This window comes from Micromonospora sp. CNZ285, from assembly GCF_004637285.1.
On sequence record NZ_SPQD01000001.1, the window covers coordinates 3746539 to 3759956 of the forward strand.

At 74.1% G+C, this 13418-nt stretch carries 15 protein-coding genes; 10 read left to right on the plus strand and 5 right to left on the minus strand.

Going from position 1 to position 13418, the window contains the following annotated elements; all coding sequences use genetic code 11:
• The first annotated feature begins 25 nt into the window (after nucleotides 1–25).
• The 4 genes from CLT75_RS16860 (at nucleotide 26) to CLT75_RS16875 (ending at nucleotide 2873) form a co-directional block, all read left to right on the plus strand.
• Nucleotides 26–454: a hypothetical protein gene (locus tag CLT75_RS16860; RefSeq protein ID WP_135241498.1), complete on the plus strand. Its 429-nt coding sequence runs from the start codon at nucleotides 26–28 to the stop codon at nucleotides 452–454.
• Nucleotides 448–675, plus strand: coding sequence for a helix-turn-helix transcriptional regulator (locus CLT75_RS16865; RefSeq protein ID WP_135241499.1), 228 nt, complete (start codon nucleotides 448–450; stop codon nucleotides 673–675). Before CLT75_RS16860 ends, CLT75_RS16865 begins: the two co-directional genes overlap by 7 nt.
• Nucleotides 672–1649 carry an NAD(P)-dependent alcohol dehydrogenase gene (locus CLT75_RS16870; RefSeq protein WP_135241500.1) on the plus strand — a complete coding sequence of 326 codons (978 nt, stop codon included), beginning with the start codon at nucleotides 672–674 and terminating at the stop codon, nucleotides 1647–1649. The genes CLT75_RS16865 and CLT75_RS16870 overlap by 4 nt, the downstream gene beginning before the upstream one ends.
• A gap of 84 nt (nucleotides 1650–1733) precedes the next feature.
• Nucleotides 1734–2873, plus strand: coding sequence for a site-2 protease family protein (locus tag CLT75_RS16875; RefSeq protein WP_135241501.1), 1140 nt, complete (start codon nucleotides 1734–1736; stop codon nucleotides 2871–2873).
• Nucleotide 2874: 1 nt separating this feature from the next.
• Here the strand turns inward: CLT75_RS16875 and CLT75_RS16880 are convergent, their stop codons facing one another.
• Entirely contained in the window at nucleotides 2875–4101 is a 1227-nt protein-coding gene (locus CLT75_RS16880) for an FAD-binding protein (protein WP_135241502.1), read from the minus strand.
• A 67-nt stretch (nucleotides 4102–4168) separates the two neighbouring features.
• On the opposite strand from CLT75_RS16880, the gene CLT75_RS16885 reads away from it, so the two are divergent.
• Nucleotides 4169–4597 carry a hypothetical protein gene (locus CLT75_RS16885; RefSeq protein ID WP_135241503.1) on the plus strand — a complete coding sequence of 143 codons (429 nt, stop codon included), beginning with the start codon at nucleotides 4169–4171 and terminating at the stop codon, nucleotides 4595–4597.
• 140 nt (nucleotides 4598–4737) lie between these two features.
• Here CLT75_RS16885 and CLT75_RS16890 read toward each other — a convergent pair whose 3' ends face one another.
• Nucleotides 4738–5667, minus strand: a complete 930-nt coding sequence (locus CLT75_RS16890; RefSeq protein ID WP_135241504.1) for an LLM class F420-dependent oxidoreductase — start codon at nucleotides 5665–5667, stop codon at nucleotides 4738–4740.
• 87 nt (nucleotides 5668–5754) lie between these two features.
• On the opposite strand from CLT75_RS16890, the gene CLT75_RS16895 reads away from it, so the two are divergent.
• Both CLT75_RS16895 and CLT75_RS16900 read left to right on the plus strand, forming a co-directional pair.
• On the plus strand, nucleotides 5755–6063 hold the full coding sequence (locus CLT75_RS16895; RefSeq protein ID WP_013475589.1) for an ArsR/SmtB family transcription factor: 309 nt from the start codon (nucleotides 5755–5757) through the stop codon (nucleotides 6061–6063).
• A 3-nt stretch (nucleotides 6064–6066) separates the two neighbouring features.
• Nucleotides 6067–6597 (plus strand): SRPBCC family protein, encoded by a 531-nt coding sequence (locus CLT75_RS16900; RefSeq protein WP_135241506.1) that lies wholly within the window; start codon nucleotides 6067–6069, stop codon nucleotides 6595–6597.
• 9 nt (nucleotides 6598–6606) lie between these two features.
• On the opposite strand, the gene CLT75_RS16905 is transcribed toward CLT75_RS16900, so the two are convergent.
• Entirely contained in the window at nucleotides 6607–6990 is a 384-nt protein-coding gene (locus CLT75_RS16905; RefSeq protein WP_135241507.1) for a hypothetical protein, read from the minus strand.
• Between the two features lie 126 nt (nucleotides 6991–7116).
• Between CLT75_RS16905 and CLT75_RS16910 the strand changes: the two genes are divergently transcribed.
• Nucleotides 7117–8073, plus strand: coding sequence for an ATP-binding cassette domain-containing protein (locus CLT75_RS16910; RefSeq protein WP_135241508.1), 957 nt, complete (start codon nucleotides 7117–7119; stop codon nucleotides 8071–8073).
• Nucleotides 8070–8894 (plus strand): ABC transporter permease, encoded by an 825-nt coding sequence (locus CLT75_RS16915; protein ID WP_135241509.1) that lies wholly within the window; start codon nucleotides 8070–8072, stop codon nucleotides 8892–8894. Before CLT75_RS16910 ends, CLT75_RS16915 begins: the two co-directional genes overlap by 4 nt.
• Before the next feature lie 16 nt (nucleotides 8895–8910).
• On the opposite strand, the gene CLT75_RS16920 is transcribed toward CLT75_RS16915, so the two are convergent.
• Nucleotides 8911–12051 carry a BTAD domain-containing putative transcriptional regulator gene (locus CLT75_RS16920; protein WP_135241510.1) on the minus strand — a complete coding sequence of 1047 codons (3141 nt, stop codon included), beginning with the start codon at nucleotides 12049–12051 and terminating at the stop codon, nucleotides 8911–8913.
• A 53-nt stretch (nucleotides 12052–12104) separates the two neighbouring features.
• Nucleotides 12105–12866, minus strand: a complete 762-nt coding sequence (locus tag CLT75_RS16925) for a GNAT family N-acetyltransferase (RefSeq protein ID WP_135241511.1) — start codon at nucleotides 12864–12866, stop codon at nucleotides 12105–12107.
• Between the two features lie 66 nt (nucleotides 12867–12932).
• Between CLT75_RS16925 and CLT75_RS16930 the strand changes: the two genes are divergently transcribed.
• Nucleotides 12933–13400: an SRPBCC family protein gene (locus tag CLT75_RS16930; protein ID WP_135241512.1), complete on the plus strand. Its 468-nt coding sequence runs from the start codon at nucleotides 12933–12935 to the stop codon at nucleotides 13398–13400.
• The last annotated feature ends 18 nt before the right edge of the window (nucleotides 13401–13418 follow it).

Consider the following 13418-nt stretch of genomic DNA (forward strand, 5'->3'; position numbering starts at 1 on the left):
AGGATTCTTTACAAGGGAGGCGGCCGTGACGCACGAGGAGAAGCGAGCCTGGATCATGCTGGTGGTCAGCGTGGTGGGATATTCCGTCTATGCCGCCGTCGTCCTGGACAAGGCCGACGGCGGGCCGCTCACCGCCACCCCGTACGCGGCTGTTCTGCTGTGGACGATCGGCGGGGCCGTCGTCGCGAACATCGTGGCCGAGATCGGGGTGGGCGTGGTGAACCCGCACGCTTCCCGGGTCAGGGACGTACGCGATCGGGAGATCGGACGGCTCGGCGACCACGTCGGCCAGGCGTTCGTTGCCCTCGGCGCGGTGTCGGCGATGCTGATGGCGCTGGCCGAGTGGGACTGGTTCTGGATCGCCAACGTTATCTACCTGTGCTTCTTCCTGTCCGCGGCGGTCGGCTCCCTGGCCAAGGTGATCGTCTACCGCAGGGGTGTCCCGCAGTGGTGAAGCCGACCCGTGTCACGAACAGCATCCGCGCACTGCGCTTCGCACACGACGAGATGACCCAGGCCGAACTCGCCGACCGGATTGGCGTGACCCGGCAGACCGTCATCGCCATCGAGCAGAGTCGCTACTCGCCGTCGCTGGAGATGGCGTTCAAGATCGCCCGAGTGTTCGGCGTACGCATCGACGACGTGTTCCAGTACCCCGAGGAGGCGACACTGTGAAGGCCATCGTCCAGGACAGCTACGGCCCAGCCGACGGGCTCCACCTTCGCGACATCGACACGCCGGCCGTGGGCGATGAGGACGTTCTCGTCCAGGTCCGCGCCGCCGGCGTCGACCCCGGAGTCTGGATCTTCATGACCGGCCGTCCCTATCTGGCGCGGCTGGCCAGCGGGCTGCGTCGGCCTCGGGTTCCGGTGCGCGGCCGGGACCTGGCCGGGGTGGTGGCCGCGGTCGGCGCCCGGGTGACCCGGTTCCGGCCCGGCGACGAGGTGTTCGGCACCTGTCTGCGCGGCTCGTACGCCGAGTTCGCGAGCGCGCCGGAACGGCGGCTGGCCCGTAAGCCGGCAAACGTGTCGTTCGCGCAGGCCGCCGCCGCGCCGGTCTCCGGGATGACGGCGCTTCGCGCGGTCCGCGACAGCGGCGCGGTGCGCCGGGGACACCGCGTGCTGGTCATCGGCGCGTCCGGTGGTGTCGGGTCGCACGCCGTGCAGATCGCCAAGGCGTACGGGGCGACGGTCACAGCCGTCTGCACGCCGGCCAGGGCCGCGTTCGTACGTTCCCTCGGCGCCGACGACGTCCTCGACTACACAAGCGAGGAGGTCGACCGCGACGGACCGATCTACGACGTGGTCATCGACACCGGCGGCGACCGGTCGTTCGCACTCCTGCGGCGCGCCCTCACCCCACACGGGACACTGGCGCTCGTCGGCGGCTCGTACACCAAGGGTCCGGTGCTCAGCGGCTACGACCGGCAGATGTTCCGCGCGCCGCTGCTGTCCCTGCTCGTCGGTCAACGGCTGCGCAGCGTGAGTGCGGTTGAGCGGACCGAGGACCTGAGGGAGCTGGGGACCCTCATCGAATCGGGGGCGCTCACCCCGGCGGTCGACCGCACTTATCCCCTGAGCCAGGCGGCGGACGCGATCCGGCACCTCCGGGACGGGCACCCGGCGGGGAAGATCGTCGTCACCATCTGACCCGATGGTTGTGACGCACCCGCGCAGCGCGTGTCCGGTCCCACACGCTGGTGTGGGGGTGTCTGCGCCGGGTATGACGGGAACATGAGGGCGAGTTTCCGTCTGGGTCGGATCGCCGGCGTACCGGTCGGCGTCAACTGGAGTGTCCTGGTCATCTTCGTGCTGATCGCGTGGGCGCTGTCGGCAAGCCTGTTCCCATCCTCGTACCCCGGTCACTCCCCCGTCGCCTACTTCGCGGCCGGCCTGGCCGCCGCTGTGGTCTTCTTCCTCGGCCTGCTCGCCCACGAGGTGGCGCACGCGGTGGTCGCCAAGCGCAACGGCATCGAGGTCGAGGGCATCACGCTGTGGCTGTTCGGCGGCGTGGCCGAGCTGAAGGGCGAGGCGAAGGACCCGGGCGCCGAACTGCGGATCGCCGGGGTCGGGCCGCTGGTCAGCCTGATCATCGGCGTGGTCTTCGCGGCGATCGCGGTGGCGGTCGCCGCCGCGGGCGGGCACGGGCTGCTGCTCGGCGCGCTGGCGTGGCTGGCGGGCATCAACGTACTGCTGGCGATCTTCAACGTGCTGCCGGCCGCCCCGCTGGACGGCGGGCGGCTGCTGCGCGCGGCGGTCTGGAAGTTCACCGGCGACCGGACCAAGGCTTCCGTGGTGGCGGCCCGCGCGGGCTGGGTGCTCGGCGTGGTGCTGATCGGGCTGGGACTGTGGCGGTTCTTCACCGGCGCCGGGTTCGGCGGGCTGTGGCTGGCGCTGATCGGCTGGTTCCTGCTCGGCGCCGCCGGCCAGGAGGAACGCGCCGCCCGGATGGGCGACGCGCTGCGCGGCATCCGGGTCGGCGACGTGATGACGGCGCAGCCGCAGACCGCGTCCGGTGACCTCACCGTGGCCGACTTCGTCGACCACTACCTCTTCGCGTACCGGCACTCGGCGCTGCCGCTCACCGTCGACGGCAGGCCGGTCGGTCTGGTCACGCTCGATCGGGTACGCGGCATCGCGGCGGACCGCCGCGCCTCGACCACGCTGGCCGAGGTGTCCTGCCGGGCCGACGAACTGGTGCTCGCCCGCCCGGAGGAGCAGCTCACCGACCTGCTCCCCCGGCTCAACGAGTGCACCGACGGCCGGGCGCTCGTGGTGGTCGACGACCAACTTGTCGGCATCGTCTCGCCCAGCGACATCAGCCGCGCCGTCCAGCGTGGCAGCCTGCGCCAGCAGACGCCCGCCGGGCGGTAAATCAGTCCCGGGGGAAGTAGCGGTCCATCTCGGCGGTGCGGAACTTCCCCTTCGGGTCGAACTCGCGCAGCAGCGCGGCGAAGTCGGCGTGCCGGGGGTACGCGGCGGCGGGATCGCGCTCGAACAGCTTGCCCCAGTGCGGGCGCGGCGCGAACGGGGCGAGCCGCTCCTCCACCTCGGCCAGCACCGGCGCCACAGCCACCGGGTCGCCGATCCAGGTGAAGTGCAGCGCCAGCGACTCGCGCCGGAAGTTCGGGCTCAGCCACAGCTCGTCGGCGGCGACCGTCCGCAGCTCGCAGATCTGGAGCACGGCGGCGATCCGGTCGGCGACCGGGTCGAGCGCGGCGAGCGCCGCCGACGCGTCGCTGCGGGCCACGTGCCACTCGGACTGCAACTCGTCGCCGCTGCTCGGGGTGAAGCCGAGCCGGAAGTGCGGCAGCCGCTCGTGCCACGGCCCCGGCTCGCCGAGCTGTGCGGTGCAGTGCTCCGGTGACATGCCGGGCACCGGGTGCCGGGGCGAGTCGGCGGCCACCGTGTCCAGCCAGTCGGCGGGCGGCGGGGCCTGGTCGGCGTACTGCTTCACCCACACCTGGTCGAAGCGCTCCGAGCGCCACGAGGTGAAGACGCTGACGCTGTACGCGGCGTCGAGCGCCTCGTCCAGCGCCGCGCGGGGCAGGCCGAGGCGGACGTACTGCCGGATCTCGTACGTGGGCACCACGTCGAGCGTGAGCCGGGTGACCACGCCCAGCGCGCCCAGGTTGACCACCATCCCGGCGAAGCGCGGGTCACTGCGGTCGACGGTGATCAGGTCGCCGTCGGCGGTGACCAGTTCCAGCGCGGCGACGGCGGCGGCCAGGTTGCGGTTCCGCGCGCCGGAGCCGTGCGTGGCGGTGGCTACCGAGCCGGCCACCGAGATGTGCGGCAGCGAGGCGAGGTTCGCCAGCGCGTACCCCTTTGCCTGGAGCGCGGTGGCCAGGTCGCCGTAGCGGACACCGGCCGCGACGGTGACGGCGCCGCGGTCGGGGTCGAGCGCGACGGCGGGTGGCAGGCCGTCCAGCGCGACCTGGACGCCGGTGGTGTCGCCGAGCCGGTTGAACGAGTGGCCGGTGCCGACGGCCCGGACCAGGTCGGCCTCCGCGACCAGCCGGCGCAGCTCGTCGGTCGAGGTCGGCCGCGATCGGGTACGCGCCGACCAGCTGACGTTTCCGGCCCAGTTGGTGTCCGTCATGCGCTGCATCATGCGCCATCATGCGCCGGCAGGGTTGCCCCGGCCACTCGGCGGGAATCCTGGCGGGATGAGCAGCTACCGCGACCCGAGCCTCCGCGGCGACGTGTACCCGTCGGAGGAGGAGATCGACCCGACCGGCGTGGACCCCGACGTTGCGGAGATGCCGCCAGCCGCTGCGGAGCCCGCCGCTGCGGGGGCGACGCCTGCCGCTGTAGGGGTGACGCCCGCCGCGACCGCGCCGGTGCCGGGGCCCACGCCGGAGCCCGAGCCGGACCCGGTGCCCCATCCGGGGCCGCCGCCACGCCAGGCGTCCGGCCGGTCGATCGTGACCCGGCACCTGGACGGTTCTGTCGAGGTGGTGACGGACCTGGACGGCGACGGCGTGGCCGACGTGGTGCAGGTCGACCTGGACGGCGACGGTGTGCCCGACGTGACGTACCTGGACAGCGACCGCGACGGCCGCCTCGACACCGTCCGCCGCGCCACCGCGACCTGACCCGTCCGCCGCCCCGGCTCGGCCCGCCCCGGCTCGTCGATCTTGGAGTTGTGGCGCCCGGATTGTCGCTCAAGCGAGGCTTGTCAGGTGCCACAACTCCAAGATCGACGGGGCGGCCCGGGGCGGCCGGGCGCGCCGGGTCAGACCTGGGGCATCACCTCGGCGGCTACCAGCTCCAGGTGGTCCAGGTCGGTCAGGTCCAGCACCTGGAGGTAGGCGCGCGAGCTGCCCGCCTCGGCGTACCGGCCGAGCGTCTCGACCACCTCGGCGGGCGTGCCGGCGGCGCCGTTCGCGCGCAGCTCGGCCGGGTCGCGCCCGATCGCCTCGGCGCGGCGCTTCATCTCGGCCTCGTTGCGGCCGCAACAGAGCACGAGCGCGTTGGACCAGGTCATCGTGGACGGGTCGCGGTCGATCGCGGCGCACGCGTCGCGTACCCGCCCGAACTGCGCGACGGTGTCCTCGACCGAGGCGAACGGCAGGTTGAACTCGTCGGCGTACCGGGCGGCCAGGCGGGGCGTGCGCTTCGGGCCCATGCCGCCGAGCAGGATCGGCGGGCGGGGGCGCTGCACCGGCTTTGGTAGCGCGGGCGAGTCGCTGACCGGGTAGTACGTGCCTGGGAAGTCGAACGTGGCGCCGTCCGGGGTGGACCAGAGCCCGGTGATGACGGCGAGCTGCTCCTCCAGCCGGTCGAACCGCTCCCCCAGCGACGGGAACGGGATGCCGTACGCGGAGTGCTCCTCGGCGTACCAGCCGGTGCCGATGCCCAGCTCGACCCGGCCGCCGCTCATCTGGTCGACCTGCGCCACGGTGATCGCCAGCGGGCCGGGTAGCCGGAACGTGGCGGCCGTCATCAGCGTGCCGAGCCGGATCCGGGTGGTGTCGCGGGCCAGCCCGGCGAGCGTGGTCCACGCGTCGGTCGGGCCGGGTTCGCCGCTCACCGAGCCCATCTTCAGGTAGTGGTCGGAGCGGAAGAACGCGGCGAAGCCGGTCTCCTCCGCGCGGCGGGCCACGGCGAGGAGCTGGTCGTATGTGGCGCCCTGCTGGGGCTCGGTGAAGATCCGCAGTTCCATCCCCCGAGCATATGGAGCCCGCCGGGCCGGGGCAGCGCGACCTGTCGTTCCTTGCCAGGCATATAACCGATGGGGCATATTGCAAGGGTGACCGTCGACGCCTTCACCGTGCTGGCCGAACCCTCCCGCCGCCGCATCCTGGACCGGCTGCGCCGGGCGGAGAGCAGCGTCGGCGAACTGGTGGACGCGCTGGGCATGAGCCAGCCGGCGGTCTCCAAGCACCTGCGGGTGCTCCGCGACGCCGGCCTGGTCACCTGCCGTACGGCGGCGCAGCGGCGGATCTACCGGGTCGACGTGGCGCCGCTGCGGGCCGTGGACGACTGGCTCGGGCCGTACCGGTCGATGTGGACCGCGCATCTCGACGCCCTGGAACGCCATCTCGACAGTCAGGAGTGACAGATGGACCGCGACACGTTCCGTCCCGGCCCGCTCGCCCGGGTGGAGCTGGAACCCGCGAACGACAGGTGGGACCTGGTCTTCGTCCGCGACCTGCGGCACCCGCCGGAGACGGTGTGGGCCGCGCTCACCGACCCGGATCAGCTCGCCGCGTGGGCGCCGTTCCTGGCCGACCGCGACCTGGGCCGCACCGGTGACGCCGTGCTCAGCACCGTCGACGGCGAGCAGACCCACCCGGCGCCGGCCCGGGTGCTGCGCGCGGACCGGCCGCACCTGCTGGAGTACACCTGGGGCGACGACCTGCTCCGCTGGGAGCTGGCCCCTACCGGCGACGGCACCACGCTCACGCTGCGGCACCGGGTCGCCCGGCCCGACCTCGCCCCGACGACTGCTGCCGGCTGGCACCTCTGCCTCGACGTCGCCGCCCATCTGCTCGACGGCGACCCGGTCGGCCCGATCCGGGGCGCGGAGGCGAAGGACTTCGGCTGGGCGGAGCTGCGCGACGCGTACGCCGAACGCCTGAACCGCGGCTGACGACGGCCGTCACGCGGTCCGGCGGCGCAGCCACCCGGCGGCGCCGCCGACCAGCGTCGTCCCGATGGTCGTGCCGATCGCCACCAGCGCCGCCCCGACCGCCCACAGGCCGGTGTCGTCGGTCGAGGCGGCGTGCACCGCCCACGGGACGGTGAACGCCACTGTCATCACCGTCGCCACCAGCCAGATGTTCAGCCACCAGCCGCCCGCTGCGGCCAGCGCGCCCAGGGTCAGCACCGCGGCGGCGACCTGCCAGACCGCGTACGGCCCGCTCATGTCGCCGGTCTGCGGGTCCACGGTCCAGCCGGATTCCCAGCTCAGCCAGGCCACCCAGGCACCGGCGGTGGCCAGCGCCAGGAGCAGACCGCCGAGCAGCGTACGTCTCGTCGTCACGCCTTCGATCCTGCCCGGCCGGCGGGCCGGGCGAATGAGCACGCGTACTCGATTCCGCTGCCGCGCACACGGCGGTGTGCGCGGCGTGTGCGCCCGGTGCCAGCGGGCCCGGCCATCGTCGGCGTCATGAGTTACGCATTCGAGGCGGAGGGCCTGGTCAAGCGGTTCGGTACGACCACCGCGCTGGCCGGGATCGACCTCGCCGCACGCCGCGGGACCGTGCTGGGGGTGCTGGGGCCCAACGGCGCCGGCAAGACCACAGCGGTACGGATCCTCGCCACACTGTTGCGCCCGGACGAGGGGCGCGCCACTGTCGGCGGCCACGACGTGGTCACCGACGCCGCCCGGGTACGCCGGTTGATCGGGCTGACCGGCCAGTACGCCTCGGTCGACGAGGACCTGACCGGCACGCAGAACCTGGTGCTGATCGGCCGGCTGCTCGACCTGAACCGCCGTGAGGCGCGGGCGCGGGCGGCGGAGCTGCTCGCCTGGTTCGGCCTGACCGACGCGGCCGGGCGCCCGGCCAAGACGTACTCCGGTGGCATGCGCCGCCGCCTCGACCTGGCCGCGAGCCTGGTCGGCCGGCCGGAGGTGATCTACCTGGACGAGCCGACGACCGGCCTGGACCCGGCCAAGCGGGAGGAGATGTGGGGCGTGGTCCGCTCGCTGGTCGACGACGGGTCGACGGTGCTGCTGACCACGCAGTACCTGGACGAGGCCGACGCGCTCGCCGACGAGATCTCGGTGATCGACCACGGCCGGGTGATCGCGCACGGTACGCCGGGCGAGCTGAAGCGGATCGCCGGCAGTCAGACGATCGTGGTCCGGCCGACTGATCCGGGCCGGATCGGCGCGGTCGCCGAGATCCTGCGCGCCAGCACCGGGACCGATCCCGAGCTGCCCCGGCCGGGGCTGCTCACCGTGCCGGTGGACAGCGACGCCACGTTCACCGCCGTGGTCCGCCGGCTCGACGACGCCGGCATCGGAGTGGTCGAGCTGGCGTTGCGGCTGCCCAGCCTCGACGAGGTGTTCTTCACGTTGACCGGCCACGGCGCCGAGGAGCCCACGGAGGTGGCGGCATGACCACGACCACTCGTACGGCGGCGACGCCGTCCCGGCCCGCCGCCGCCCACACCGCGGTCCGTCCGTTCGGGATGGCCCGGCACAGTCTGGCGCTGGCCGGCCGCAGCCTGGTCAAGACGGTCCGGACGCCGGAGCAGCTGCTGGACGTCACGCTCCAGCCGATCGTCTTCGTGCTGATCTTCGTCTACCTGCTCGGCGGCGCGGTCGCCGGCTCGCAGCACGAGTACCTCCAGTTCCTGCTTCCCGCGATCATGGTGCAGACCGTGTTGTTCGCGTCCATCGCGACGGGCGTCAGCCTCAACACCGACGTCGAGAAGGGCGTGTTCGACAGGTTCCGCAGTCTGCCCATCGCCCGGTCCGCGCCGCTCGTCGGCTCCGTGGTCGGTGACCTGGTCCGGTTCGTGGTCTCCATCGTGGTGCTGCTGGGGTTCGGCTATGCGCTCGGCTTCCGGATCGGCACCGATCCGCTGTCCGCGCTCGCCGCGTGCCTGCTCACCATCGCGTTCGCGTTCGCGGTCAGCTGGATCGGCGTGCTGCTCGGGGTGCTGATGCGCAGCCCGGGCGCGGTGCAGGGCACGGCGTTCCTGCTGCTGTTCCCGCTGACCTTCGGCACCAACATGATGGTGCCGACGGACACGCTGCCCGGCTGGTTGCAGTGGTGGGTCGGGGTCAACCCGGTCGCCGACGTGATGGAGGCGGCCCGGGGCCTGATGATCGGTGGCCCGGTGGCCGGGCCGGTGACCCGGTCGCTGCTCTGGACCGTGGCGATCATCGCGGTGTTCGCGCCGCTCGCCGTCCGCGCCTACCGCCGCCGCGCCTGACCGGACGGCACGCCGATCACCGAGCCGGGTCGCCGCCCACGAACGCCAGGGCGTCGGCCCGGCTACGGCCGTTACCCCGGGCGTACGCGGCGGCGTACCCGTCCTCACCCAGCTCGGCGCGCAGCCGCTCGGCGAGACGCTGCGCGTCCGGGTTGGAGCGGTCGGGCCGGCCGCGCAGCGAGTCGGAGACGCCGAGCAGTTCGGCGGCCCGCTCGTACCGGCCCTCCGCCACCGCCAACGCCACCCAGCCGACAGTGACGATCGCGACCACCGGCATGTCCCGGGCGGCGAGGGCCCGCGTGGTCGCCTCGTCGAGGTGCCGGCGCGCACCCGGCAGGTCGCCGCGGGCCAGCGCCAGATGGCCCATCTCGGACAGCAGCAGGCCACGGAACTGCGGGGCGACGAGCGGCGTCTCGGCCTGCCGGCGCATCGCCTCGGCGAGACACTCCTCGGCTTCGTCCAGCGAGCCGTCGGAGCGGGCGATGCTGCCGAGCATCATCAGCCCGAACGCGCCGTCCCGGCCGTCCCGGTCGGTCACGAACCGGCGCAGTTCGGCCTTCGCGCCGGCCACGTCGCCGGAGCGGGCCCGGATGGCCGCGAGCCAGATCAGCTGGAAGCCCGGCTCCGAGGCCGGGTTGAGTTCCCGGGCCAGCCGCACCGACTCCTCCAGCGCCTCGGTCGCCGCGTCGAAGTCGCCGCGTTTGGTGAGCGCGTCCGCGTACTCGCTGAGCACGTGCGACAGGCTCATCCGCTCACCGACCGCGCGCAGCTCCGCGGCGGCGTCGGTGAGGTCGCGGAGCATGCCCTCGGCGTCGCCGTCGTTCTCCTTGAACTTGCCGCGTATCCCCAGCAACGTGCCGTCGGTCCACGGGTCGGGATGCCCGCGCGCCCGGTCGATCGCCGCGATCCCGGCCGCCGTGTCGTCGCCGAAGATCGACAGCATCGGTGCGAGCAGCCCCACGATCGGATGCTTGGTCCCCTCCGCCGCCCGCAGGATCGTGGTCAGCTCGGCGATCTGCTCCGGCGTCGGCCCCTGCTCGCCGCGTGCCAGCTCCGCGCCGATGCGGATGGCGAGCACCACCGCCCGCTCCTCCGCCGGAGCCGGGCCGGGCAGCGCCAGCGCGCGGGCCAGCACGTCACCGCCGATGCCGCCGTCGTCGCCCCAGATCACCAGCGGCAACGCCAGCCCCGCGCCGATCCGCAGCGCGGTGTCGGCGTCACCGGCGTCGCACGCGTAGTGCAGCGCGCCGACGATGTTCTCCCGTTCCGCCTCCAGCAGGCGCAGCCACGGCAGCTGACCGGCCGTCCGCAGGTGCGGCTCCGCGGTCCGGACCAGCTCCCGGAAGTACGCCGCGTGCGCGGCGCGCGCCCCGGCCACCGCCCCGGCGGCGGCGAGCCGTTCCAGCCCGTACTCCCGGATGGTCTCCAGCATCCGGAACCGCCCGTCCCCGACGACCTGGAGCAGCGACTTGTCCACGAGCGCGTCGAGCAGCGCGGCGGCGGCCGGGCCGGCGACGCCGGCCGCCGACTCGGCGGTGACCGACGCCGGGAAGACCGCGAGCCGTTCGGCGAGCCGTCGCTCGTCGTCGGTGAGCAGCCCCCAGCTCCAGTCCACCACCGCCCGCAGCGTGCGGTGCCGGGGCAGCGCGGTGCGGCTGCCGCCGGTCAGCAGCCGGAACCGGTCGTCCAGCCCGGCCGCGACCTGCTGCGGCGACAGCGTCCGCAGCCGCGCGGCGGCCAGTTCGATGGCCAGCGGCAGGCCGTCGAGCCGCCGGCAGACCTCCACCACGGCCGCCACGTTGTCGCCGGTCACCAGGAACCCGGGCCGCACGGCGGCGGCCCGGTCGCGCAGCAACTGCACCGACGGGTACGCGAGCGCGTCGCCCGGCGTCGCGTCCGCCGGGGGCAGGCGCAACGGGGGTACGGGGTCCAGCGCCTCACCGACGATGCCCAGCGGCTCCCGCGAAGTGGCCAGCACGCGCAGTCCCGGGCAGCGGCCGAGCAGCTCCTCGGCGAGCCGGGCGGCGGCCTCGACGACGTGTTCGCAGTTGTCCAGCACGATCAGCGTCTCGTCGGTGGCGATCGTCTCCACCAGGCGGCCGAGCGTGTCGCGGGCCGGCGGGCGTACCGGTTCCAGCGTCCGGTCCCGGCGGCCCAGCGTGTCGAGCACGGCCCGTGGTACGTCCGCCGGGTCGGTGATCGGCGCCAGCTCGACCAGCCAGGCCCCGCCGGGTACGCCGTCGGCGAGCCGGCCCGCCGCCACGCTCGCCAGCCGCGTCTTGCCCGCTCCGCCCGGCCCGAGCAGGGTGACCAGCCGGTTGCCGGCGAGCAGTCCGGTGAGCCGCCGCAGGTCCTCGTCGCGCCCGACGAACGTGGTGAGCGCGGTCCGCAGGTTGCCCCGCGTCACGGCCGTCGGCTGCGGCGGGGCCGCCTCGCCGCGCAGCAGTTCCAGATGCGCGGCCCGCAACTGCGGCGACGGGTCCACGCCCAGCTCGTCGGCGAGCCGCTGCCGGATCCGCTCGTACGCGGCGAGCGCCTCGGCGGGCCGCCCGGCGGCGGCGAGCGTGCGCAGGTGCAGTTCGGCCAGCCGCTCCCGCAGCGGATGCGCGGCGGTCAGCTCGTCCAGCTCGGCGACGAGCAGCTCCGGCCGCCCGGTCCGCAGCTCCGCCTCGATCCGGTCCTCCTGCGCGGTGAGCCGCAGTTCCGCCAGCCGCGCCACCGCTGCCGCCGCGTACGGCGCGTCGACGACCTCGGCCAGCGCCGGCCCCCGCCACAACGCCAGCGCGTCACGCAACGTCGTACGCGCCGCCGCCGCGTCCCCGTCACGAAGCGCCGCCCGCCCCTGCCGGGTCAGCCGCTCGAACCGCCCGGCGTCCACGTCGTCCGGGTCGAGGTCGAGCCGGTAGCCCGCCGGGCTGCTGCGTATCGCGAGCCCGGGCACCGCCCGGCGCAGCCGGGACACGAGCGTCTGCACCGCGTTGGCGGTGTCGGTCGGCGGCTCGTCACCCCAGAGCGCCTCGGCCAGCGCGGGCACGCTCACCGGCCGGCCCGGGTCCAGGGCGAGACGGATCAGCAGCACCCGCAGCCGCGCCCCGGCGACGTCGACCGGCCGATCGCCGTCGCGGACCTCAAGCGGCCCGAGGATCCCCACCCGCACCGTGTCACTCTCTCATCCCCCGCCGACCCGACGCCGACACGACCGTGGACGGGCTACGCGTCGGGGATGCGGACCGTGAGCACCCGGGTGAGGACGCGGAAGCCGGCGGCGTCGTACATGCGGCGGGCCGGGTTGCCGTCGACCACCGACAGGCCGACTGACGGCAGCCCGACCTCGCGCGCGCCGCGCAACGCGTGGACGAGCAGCGCCCGGCCGAACCCGCGGCGCTGTGCGCGGGGCGCCACACCCAGGTTGAGGATCCAGACGCAGTCGTCGTCGGTCCACGGCACCGGCCCGGCGCACAGCACGTGCCCGGCGCTGCGGCCGTCCGGGTCGACCAGCCGGGCCGAGGCGGGCACCAGGGGCGGAACCGGCTCGCCGGTGTCGAACATGGCCCGTACCTCGTCGGTGTCGCTCGGCTGCCAGCGGCCGTCTGGGTGGTCCGGGCCGTACGCCGCGTCCAGCCCTGCGGCGAGGTCGTCGTCCCAGCCGGGGGCGCCGAGCGACCAGCCGTCCGGCAGCGCCACCGGTTCGGGTACGTCGATCAGGTCGTGCCGCATGTCGGTGGCGGCCCGGTCCAGCGTCAGCCCGTCGGCCACCAGGGCCGCCGCCAGCGCCTCGTCCGGCGTCTCCAGCCGGTGCCCGGCCAGGTGGCGCCGCACCTGCGCGACGAGCCGGGTGAGCGGCGCCTCGGACAGCGGCCGGACGTCGGCCGCGACCGCGGTGCCGTCGTCGTCCCGCAGCCGCATCCGGGCCAGCGGCGTGTCGCCCTCATCGAGCAGCAGCGAGTCGTCGAGGTGCTGTCGTACCGGCATTCGCGGCAGCGTACCGGGCGCGCCCCGCTCCCGCTGGCGGGAGGGCGCGGGCCTAGGGTTGGGGGGGTGAGCAGGATCGATCGGGGCAGCAGGACGATCGCCGCGTCACCGGGGGCGGTGTACGACGCGCTCGTCGACCGGGCCGCCCTGGAGGCGTGGTTGCCGCCGGACGGGATGCGCGGGCGGATCGAGCGCTGGGATCCACGGCCGGGCGGCGGCTTCCGGATGGTGCTCACCTACCTCGACCCGGCCGGCAGCCCTGGTAAGACGTCGGACGCCACCGACGTGGTCGATGTCGGGTTCGCCGAACTCGTACCGGCGCGTCGGGTCGTGCAGACCGCCGTGTTCCAGGCCGACGACCCCGCGTACGCGGGCACCATGACCATGACCTGGCACCTCGCGGCGGCAGGCGACGGCACCGCTGTGACGGTCACCGCCACCGGCGTGCCGCCGGGCATCGACCAGACGGTGCACGAGGAGGGCATCGCGTCCTCGCTGGCGCACCTGGCCGCGTACCTCGAACCGGGCGGCTGACCCCGGCGGAGGCCGGGA

What these genes read in the sequence shown, in the direction of transcription:
- CLT75_RS16875 (WP_135241501.1), top strand. Translation starts at nt 1,734, where the DNA reads ATGAGGGCGAGTTTCCGTCTGGGTCGGATCGCCGGCGTACCGGTCGGC.
- CLT75_RS16880 (WP_135241502.1), bottom strand. Translation starts at nt 4,101, where the DNA reads ATGACGGACACCAACTGGGCCGGAAACGTCAGCTGGTCGGCGCGTACC.
- CLT75_RS16885 (WP_135241503.1), top strand. Translation starts at nt 4,169, where the DNA reads ATGAGCAGCTACCGCGACCCGAGCCTCCGCGGCGACGTGTACCCGTCG.
- CLT75_RS16890 (WP_135241504.1), bottom strand. Translation starts at nt 5,667, where the DNA reads ATGGAACTGCGGATCTTCACCGAGCCCCAGCAGGGCGCCACATACGAC.
- CLT75_RS16900 (WP_135241506.1), top strand. Translation starts at nt 6,067, where the DNA reads ATGGACCGCGACACGTTCCGTCCCGGCCCGCTCGCCCGGGTGGAGCTG.
- CLT75_RS16910 (WP_135241508.1), top strand. Translation starts at nt 7,117, where the DNA reads ATGAGTTACGCATTCGAGGCGGAGGGCCTGGTCAAGCGGTTCGGTACG.
- CLT75_RS16915 (WP_135241509.1), top strand. Translation starts at nt 8,070, where the DNA reads ATGACCACGACCACTCGTACGGCGGCGACGCCGTCCCGGCCCGCCGCC.
- CLT75_RS16925 (WP_135241511.1), bottom strand. Translation starts at nt 12,866, where the DNA reads ATGCCGGTACGACAGCACCTCGACGACTCGCTGCTGCTCGATGAGGGC.